At 56.0% G+C, this 8,103-nt stretch carries 7 protein-coding genes; 3 read left to right on the forward strand and 4 right to left on the reverse strand.

Annotated features, from left to right (window positions below; all coding sequences use genetic code 11):
* Positions 1-585: 585 nt before the first annotated feature.
* Positions 586-729 (forward strand): hypothetical protein, encoded by a 144-nt coding sequence (locus EGJ09_RS27150; protein ID WP_371928105.1) that lies wholly within the window; start codon positions 586-588, stop codon positions 727-729.
* Between the two features lie 129 nt (positions 730-858).
* On the opposite strand, the gene EGJ09_RS26210 is transcribed toward EGJ09_RS27150, so the two are convergent.
* The 4 genes from EGJ09_RS26210 to EGJ09_RS26225 all read right to left on the reverse strand — a co-directional run bounded on the left by EGJ09_RS26210 (position 859) and on the right by EGJ09_RS26225 (position 5,875).
* Positions 859-2,133, reverse strand: coding sequence for an OprD family porin (locus EGJ09_RS26210; RefSeq protein WP_125925165.1), 1,275 nt, complete (start codon positions 2,131-2,133; stop codon positions 859-861).
* Between the two features lie 34 nt (positions 2,134-2,167).
* A complete protein-coding gene (locus EGJ09_RS26215) occupies positions 2,168-3,502 on the reverse strand; it encodes an MFS transporter (RefSeq protein ID WP_125925166.1) in 1,335 nt (444 codons plus the stop codon).
* A 306-nt stretch (positions 3,503-3,808) separates the two neighbouring features.
* Complete coding sequence (locus EGJ09_RS26220) at positions 3,809-4,885, reverse strand: aromatic ring-hydroxylating dioxygenase subunit alpha (protein WP_125925167.1); 1,077 nt, start codon at positions 4,883-4,885, stop codon at positions 3,809-3,811.
* Between the two features lie 36 nt (positions 4,886-4,921).
* Positions 4,922-5,875 carry a PDR/VanB family oxidoreductase gene (locus EGJ09_RS26225; protein WP_125925168.1) on the reverse strand — a complete coding sequence of 318 codons (954 nt, stop codon included), beginning with the start codon at positions 5,873-5,875 and terminating at the stop codon, positions 4,922-4,924.
* A 286-nt stretch (positions 5,876-6,161) separates the two neighbouring features.
* Between EGJ09_RS26225 and EGJ09_RS26230 the strand changes: the two genes are divergently transcribed.
* Together EGJ09_RS26230 and EGJ09_RS26235 are read left to right on the forward strand one after the other, a co-directional pair.
* Positions 6,162-6,632, forward strand: coding sequence for a MarR family winged helix-turn-helix transcriptional regulator (locus EGJ09_RS26230; RefSeq protein WP_012314964.1), 471 nt, complete (start codon positions 6,162-6,164; stop codon positions 6,630-6,632).
* 246 nt (positions 6,633-6,878) lie between these two features.
* Positions 6,879-7,769: a serine hydrolase gene (locus EGJ09_RS26235; RefSeq protein ID WP_125925169.1), complete on the forward strand. Its 891-nt coding sequence runs from the start codon at positions 6,879-6,881 to the stop codon at positions 7,767-7,769.
* The last annotated feature ends 334 nt before the right edge of the window (positions 7,770-8,103 follow it).

Genomic DNA, 8,103 nt, shown 5'->3' on the forward strand with positions numbered 1-8,103 from the left:
AGCTCATGCATCGAGGCCATCATCAGAACCGAGGCGGGCGTTCTGGGCTGTAGCGAAACAGCCTGCTGCGCCACGCTCTGCGCGCACAGGGCGAACTCCGCAGCCTGGATGATCGTGTCTTCGAGGGAGTGGTGGTTGTGGGGTGGATCGGGGACCATTTTGAGCATTGCATAGTACCTTCAATTAGGCGGTCACCTATCCGCTGTCAAACAGAAGGGTGGCAGCTGTACATGGGTTGACAGACCGGCGGACTATGCAAGTTCCGGCGCACGCAAGCGTGCCCGCACGTACAGCCGCCATTGAAGGCAAGCCGTATGCATAATACCGTCGCGGCCTGTCAAAGCCGATCGCTGAACAACAGCGACCCGCCGAGACTAGAACGCAGCCCAAGCGACCGCAACGGAAAAAGTGCGGCGAGAGTATGTTTGGGAAATGGACTACAAGGAAGAGGGAAAATCTGATTTCTTGGTGTTTCCAGCGCTCAACATGCGGGGTATTGATCGGTCTATGTCAACCAGTCTCGTGATGAATCGATGTTACTGAAACGACGGCCATCCGGCGCTGCTGGCGCTGGACGTCACCACCCTGGCAGGCGGTCAGCCGATCGTGGTCGACGGGAAGGTGATCGGTGCGGTGGGCGTGAGCACCCCGGTAGGGGCCCACGATGATCCGATCTCGCTAGCTGTTGTGGTGTCTCACCCAGCGCAACGCAGCCGGTTGAGCCGTTAACGTCACGCTGTAGTGGATCACCGAAAGATCGATAGCGGTCACCCCTGCCTGCTATCGATAGCTGCCCATGGTAGTGGGCTGCTGGCGAACGCCGAAGTACTTGATTTCGTCAGACGTGATGCCGTGTTTTTAGAATTTCACTGTGTAATCTACATTGACTCTCGTTTCGTTGTCGTCTCTGAAGGTTGCCGCTGAGCTCAGATCGTTTCGGTAAAATGCATGCCGGACGCGAAACGCTAAATCTCTGGCTGGTCCAGACTGTACGACGTAAGAAAGCTCCAGGTCTTTCGAAGACTCTGTAAGGTCGCTGCCTCCGAGATGGGGCAAATCAATATTCGTTCCCCTTAGATAGCGGATCATGCCCGTGAGCCCCGGAATACCCATCGCCACGAAGTTGTAATCGTATCGCAGAAGCATTGTGCGTTCTTTGGGGTTCACGAAATCCGCGCTCATGGTCCCATCACTCAGAACGACAGGCTCGCCTCCAGCGAGATAGGCGAAGGCCGTATCTCCGGTTTGATACATGTAGCCCACTCCAAACGTATGCCCACCCGTTTGGTAGCTCAGGGTCAGGCCGGCATTAAGGTTGTCTACTTTGCCAGCCTCTGCACGCCCGTTCTCTCGGCTGTCGAACACTCGCAACTCCGTTTTCAACTTGCCCCGCCCAGCTGCAATAGAATGAATACCTCCAATGAAGTCCTGCTCATAGATATTTTCAAGATTTGCGTGGTAATAACGCGCTGTGAAATTTTCTGAAACGCGGTATTCGCCACCCAGGTAGTCGAAGCGATCAGAGAATACGCCAGGCTTGAACCGTCCGTTCGGTGAAGCCATTGCGATGAGCTGGTTGTTTGTCGAGTCTCGAAGGTTGACTCGATCCATCCGCCCGGCCTGTAACGTGAGGTGCTCAATTTCTGAGCTCGTTATTGACGCGCCCCTGAAAGTTTGAGGCAGGAGGCGTGCAGGGCTAGCAGTGATCACGGGAAGCGCGGGAAGTTGCGTGCCTACTGAAAGGTTCGTTTGTGAGAATCGAGCTTTCACCGCAACGCCGAGTTCAGAGTACGCGTCTTGTGCTCTGCGCGTCTGTGGATCTATAGGCAGCAGTTGGGTGCCCGATCGTTCAGGTGACGAATCAAGTTTCACCCCAAGCATCCCTGTGAGATCCAGGCCCAAGCCTACGGGGCCATCGGTGTAGCCAGAGTTCGCTTTGATAATGAAGCCTTGAGCCCATTCACGAACTGCCGAAACGGATGAGTCCCCTTTGTAATCTCGATCGAGATAGTAATTCCGGGTGGTCAGGGCAACCGTACTGTCTTCAAAAAAAGCTGCTGAAACAACATTGCTCATGCACAGAGATGGCACGCCTAGCGCAAACAGCGGCAAGCAATCGGCAAAACGTCGCATCGGATTTACCTTCTTGTTTTGGTTTTTTGGTATTTCAGAGGCTTGTGGCAGCGTGTAGTGCTTTGGGTGGAGTTATTCTCAGCAGGGCGACAGCTATAGCGGCGAGAACGAACGTCATTGCGAACAGCATGTACAAATCAGAAGGGGTCCATTGCGCGTCGATCAGACGTCCAGCTACAAGAGGGGAGGCAATTGCTCCCGCACGACCGATGCCGATACCCCAACCCAAGCCAGTCACACGCTGGCTAGCGTCGTAGATGGACGGTGTCAGCGCGTAAAGCCCCGCCACACAACCATTCACGAAAATGCCGATCAGGATGGCCAGCGCAAATGCCAGGTTCAGCGTGTTGGTAAATTTGACAAAGACGGCGAGCAGCAAGGCGTTTGCAAGGAGGTAGATCATCAATACTTTGGACAACCGGAAGCGTGCGGCCAATAGCCCTACCAACGCGGTGCCGAATATACCCCCCACGTTGAGAAGCACGCCTCCGGTGATACCTTGCTCATTGGACAGCCCCGCAGTGACAAGCAATCTTGGGGTCCAGCTCATTACAAAGTAGAAACCGAACATGACCAGAAAGAATGACGCCCAGATCAGCAACGTTGAGCGCAAGAGGGCGGGGGAGAACAGCTGAGCGAACGATGCTCGCAGTGATGGGCGCTCAACCTGGCTCGTTTCAGGCATTTCGGCAAGTGGTGCGAGTTTCACCTTCAGGCGCAATTGGTTGATCCGCTTGATTGCGCTTTCGGACTTGCTCGACATCAAAAACGCGAGCGATTCTGGCAGCCACAAAAACAACGCGGGAAGGGTTGCGAGCGTGACGAACCCACCATAAAGAAACACGGACCTCCATCCCAGCGCAGGAATCATTTTTGCTGCGATTAGCCCACCAATGGTGGCGCCAAGTGCATAGGCAGTCGATTGCAGGCTGATTGCGAGTCCCCGCCAGCGCTTGTTGGCGTATTCGCCAGCGATGACATAGCTGCTGGCCAAAATGCCACCGATCCCCAGGCCGGTCACGAAACGGAAGGCTGCAAGCATCTGTGGGCCGGTGGCCTGCGAGGATAGAACCATGCCAGTCCCTGCCACGCCTACACAGACAAGAATCAGCGGCCGACGGCCGAAGCGGTCAGCCCAAGGGGCAATGAACAGTGAGCCAATTGCCATGCCGACCAAGCCAGCGCTCAGCAGATAACCAAGTCGCAGTCCGTTGAGCCCCCAGTCAGCGGCGACGGAGGAGGCTGTGAAGGCCATCACCAGAACGTCGAAGCCGTCTAGCATGTTGATTACGAAGCAGAGCGTGATGACCCACCACTGGAAGGCGGACATCTTTTTCTCATCGAGCTGGTGCCCGGCGTAGTTACTCATGACGGCAGGCCTCTTGACTGATGAAAGGCCTGTACGTCAGGTGCGCGGACAGGCTCTGCAGCATTGGCTGGGCGGTGAGTAGGAGAGACATGGAGTAATCATTTTTTTGTACCTCAACCTTACTGGTCCCGAGATACACAACACCACGATTTCCGGACATAGCTAGGCCTCGCTCTCTTGTAGTTATCATTGAACAAGTTGCACGCTGGTGCAGGGTGTTTCAGAGCGCCCCAAGTGGGGCGGTATTGCGTTTAGGGCGTGTAAAAAAGTGCATAGATACCCGCACGATATAAATGCACTGCGCACTCAACTAACGGAGTTGCAAAGTTTTTCGATGATGCGACGGGCTCTGTTGGCGCCAGCATCGACATGGATGTCGATCATGGGCCGCTCACCGAACCGGCACATGTTCTTGTATTGAGACTCGATGACGACCTTGTCTTCATCGAACGTCATCATCGTTTGCTGGACGACCTTCGCCTTGACCTCTTCGTGATTGCTTTTCGGGTTGGTGGCGATTGTCCAGAAGTAGTGGCTGGTGGTCTCGGTTTCTGGGGTCACACCGTGGAAACCGCGCATATGGAAGCCACCACGTTGTGGATTGTCCAAGGACTCGGTCCCCGCGTCAGTGGCACCTGTCCAAATACGCAGGTGGCTGACATGGAATTCAATTTCCTGCCATCGGTCGACAGTGTCTTTGAACGGATAAGCGGCCGCGTACGTCGGCGGCGGCACAGAGCCGGGCATGTGCCGAACCACACGAACATGATTGTCGTCACCTTCTACTGTCATTTTCGCATTCATGTGAATGCTGGCATTGCCGCCAATCGTGCGTAGGTGCACATAGCCCAAATGGCTCAGATCCATCAAGTTGTCGTGAATGAGCTGATACGGGGCATCGTAGTGATACACATCACCGTCAAAAAGATAGTCTCCACTGCTGTGGATATCGTAAGAGGGTGGTTCAGTAGTAGGCTCAGGATGTTCGGGGCTTGCGAACCAGATCCAGACAATCTGATCTTTTTCTACGACGTGGAAGGCCGCCACCTTCGCTTTACTCGGAATTTTTTCTTGCCCAGGAATCTCGATGCATTTGCCTTCATCGTTGAACAGGAGGCCATGATAGCCACAGCGAAGCCCCCCCGCCTCAAGTGTGCCGTCGGAGAGAGGCAACGCCCGATGGCAGCAGCGGTTCTCAAGGGCCGCTACCTTGCCATCTGCGGTGCGGAACATGACGACTGATTTATTCAACAAGGTTCGGCCTACGGGGCGATCCTTGAGTTCCCAACCCAAAGCAGCCACATACCATTGGTTGAGCGGAAATGTGGAGGGTTTGGCAGGCAAAATGTCCTGGGCCAACGACTGGAGAGAAGAGGCAGTCATAGGAGTCTCCGTTAAACAGTTAGGTTTTGTCTGACACTAGAGATCAAGTACGAGTCGATGGGACTTCGCCCGAGAACAACACGGGGTGAAACAATCATTTCTGGCGTGCTCATCGGCCGTCATGAATTGATCCCTGTGATCGGGGATACCTTCCAGTACGCGTGTCACGCACGTCCCACATACGCCTTGTTCACAGGACGTTTCTACTTCGACTCCCGCTTCGTCCAATACCTCGAACACGGTGCGGTCTGCCGGAATATCGAATGATCTGCCGCTGCGGGCGAGCACGACTTGGAAGGGTGCATTGGCACCTTGGTCAATGACTTGTCCGGCGAAGAACTCTCTGTGCATCCGCTCTTGCGGCCAGCCGGCGGCCTCACCTGTATCAAGGATGTGATTCATGAAGCCGGCGGGGCCGCAGACGTAGAGATGGCGACCCTCATCGACTGCGTCGAGAATTGCTGCCGCATTCAGTTTTTGCTGTTGTGGACCGTTGTCATCGTGCAGCACTACGCGGTCGGCGAAGGGGGCGTCAGCGAGTGCCTTGACGAAGGCTGCGCGCTCGCAGGAGCGAAAGCAGTAATGAAGCTCGAAGTCAGCTTTGCGATGGGCAAGTTCATACGCCATGGCCAGGATCGGGGTAATGCCGATACCACCTGCAAAAAGCAGATGACGTGCAGCGCCATGATCCAGTTTGAACAGGTTGCGCGGCGCACTGATGGTCAGTTCATGGCCTTGGCCGACAATCGAATGCATTGCCTCTGATCCGCCACGGGAGTTGGGTTCCTTGAGGACACTGATCAGATAACGATTGCGCTCTCGGGGGTCATTGCACAGCGAATACTGGCGAATGAGCCCACCCGGGATATGGACATCGATGTGAGCACCGGCCTCGAAAGGTGGCAGGGTTTCACCCTTCACGGGGCTCAATTCAAAGCTGCAAACACCTTCAGCTTCGTTTGCCTTGCGGCTAACGTTTACTTGAAGCATTACTCATCCCCCCACAGTTAAGTGGCTACAAAAAGAATACGGGTGGTTAATTCAACTGGGAGGAGGTCAGCCTGGAGCGAAGGGCGGCCGCTCAGGTTTGCAGCTAGACACGCGGAAGGCGAGTGGATCGCGGATTTTCATGGCACTACCTGATAATTATTTTTGTGAGGTGCTTTGACGGCATATCATGCTGGGCTGGCCCCAGCTATTGGTTGAGTTAATCCTCGGATCAATTAGTTGCGGTGTCAACTAATTTTTCGAGAACTCGATTGGAGGTGTGCGCTCAATGGCCTCGGAACCCCAGCTGGACCTCGCTCGCTACGTGCCAGCGCAGCTGAATTTTTTATCCAACAAGCTCTCGTCAGGCGCTTCCCAGTGCTATCGCAAACACTTCGAGATTGGTGTTGTGGAGTGGAGGATGCTGTCCATGCTGGCTGTGGAAAGCGGGATCACTGCTAATCGGATCTGCCAGGTGATCGGTCTGGACAAAAGTGCTGTGAGCCGCGCGCTGCACGCGTTAGAGGTGGCAGGGCGAGTTCGCACAGAGGCGGATCCTGCTGATGGACGACGCTACACCGTGTCGCTTACAGAGAGCGGTACGCAGTTGTACAAGCGGGTCTTGAAGGTTGCGCTTGAGAGAGAGCGCCGTTTGCTCAGTGGCCTTTCACCTTCGGAAGTGGACACGCTGATCGACCTGCTCGGTCGCCTGAACGCCCAGGTCGCCAACGTCAATGAGTACGATCCAGAGAAACCGTGAATCGATGAGGGTTGCGGCGAGGCATGGCTGTAGCTTTGCGCGCAACGATGGCCATGAGATTCGTTTCATTAACCGGTAATCCTGGGCTAACCGCCGTGACGCTCATTGGCTACGGCAGCGCATCGGGCAGACGTTCGCGCGGAAACCCCACATCAAAAGACATCAGCTTGGAGTTTGCGAGGTGGCAATGGGGTATGTTGTCGCCGCCCCCTCCAAACTGACCTGTCATTCCTGCGTGAGCACTCAATGCTGATCTCTACCCTTATCGACGGCCGACTGATATCGCCAGCCTTGCCGGACGAACCCCTCGTGCCCTGGTGGAGTTTCACGAAAACGGTGTTAGCCGCGACCGCCCTGACATTGGTGCGCGACGGTAGGCTCGACTTGGATGCTTCGCTTCCCGAAGGTGTTTTCACTCTGCGCCAACTGCTGCGTCACGAGGCGGGCCTTGCGGACTATGGCGAACTTCCCGAATACCACGCCGCCGTAGCCAACCATGAGTCCGCATGGCCCGCAGGCGAAATGATGCAGCGCCTGGATGGACACCGACTCCGATACAACCCGGGAACGGGTTGGCATTACTCGAATGTTGGTTTCATGCTGGTAGCCCAAATCATCGAGCGTGCCGCCGATCTGCCGCTCGCAGACGCTATCAGGCAGCAAGTCCTGAGTCCGCTTGGCATATCGACGGTTCGCTTGGCAACGGAGCGTGCTGAGCTGAATGGGAGGCTCCTCGGCAGGTCGTTGAATTACGACCCCGGCTGGGTCTACCACGGATTGCTGATTGGCCCTGTCTCACAGGCTGCCCGGCTGCTGGATGGCGTGCTCGCTGGAGGCCTCCTACCCAACAATCTGCTTGAGGAAATGCAGACGACGCGGGTACTGGGTGGCCCGATAGCAGGCCGGCCTTGGCTCGCGCCCGGTTACGCACTCGGCATGATGCGAGGTGGAATCGAGGGTGACTTGATGTTGGCTGGGCATACCGGATTGGGCCCGGGAAGCGTTATTGCGGTCTATCGGTGTGTCGTTGGTGACTGCGCCGCATGCTGTGCAGCTCACTCGATTGGGGCGGATGAGGCAGGTATCGAAAAGCTGGTAGTTCAAGAAATACGAGAGGCGCTGGAAGCGACACGCTGAAGCTTCGCGTGCCCCTCGGGGCGCTCTCTCTGCGCAATGTCCGCAATGGCTCCACAGCAGCCGGTCGCGACCGATTGATCGCTTTCGACCTATAGCAGGCAGCGACCCAAAGCTCTGTGGTCAGTACTGGCCTCATCGCCAGCAAGCCGGCCACAGAATGGACTGCCCCCAGGAAATCACCAGCCTTCAGCCATGCGCTGTACCTGTAGGAGCCGCGCTTGCCGGCGATGGGCCGCGAAGCGGCCCCGGTTACAGATGTCCGCCATGGTCAGGCAGTTCAGCCCTTAGTGCATCATGCCCAGCTCGGCATCATCCATCAGTGCTTTGGCCAACG

The organism is Pseudomonas sp. p106, assembly GCF_003936645.1.
Classification (GTDB): Bacteria; Pseudomonadota; Gammaproteobacteria; order Pseudomonadales; family Pseudomonadaceae; genus Aquipseudomonas; species Aquipseudomonas putida_E.

Excerpts from the sequence above, each read along its gene's own strand:
- EGJ09_RS26235 (WP_125925169.1), top strand. The coding sequence starts at position 6,879 with ATGCTGATCTCTACCCTTATCGACGGCCGACTGATATCGCCAGCCTTG.
- EGJ09_RS26225 (WP_125925168.1), bottom strand. The coding sequence starts at position 5,875 with ATGCTTCAAGTAAACGTTAGCCGCAAGGCAAACGAAGCTGAAGGTGTT.
- EGJ09_RS26210 (WP_125925165.1), bottom strand. The coding sequence starts at position 2,133 with ATGCGACGTTTTGCCGATTGCTTGCCGCTGTTTGCGCTAGGCGTGCCA.
- EGJ09_RS26230 (WP_012314964.1), top strand. The coding sequence starts at position 6,162 with ATGGCCTCGGAACCCCAGCTGGACCTCGCTCGCTACGTGCCAGCGCAG.
- EGJ09_RS26215 (WP_125925166.1), bottom strand. The coding sequence starts at position 3,502 with ATGAGTAACTACGCCGGGCACCAGCTCGATGAGAAAAAGATGTCCGCC.
- EGJ09_RS26220 (WP_125925167.1), bottom strand. The coding sequence starts at position 4,885 with ATGACTGCCTCTTCTCTCCAGTCGTTGGCCCAGGACATTTTGCCTGCC.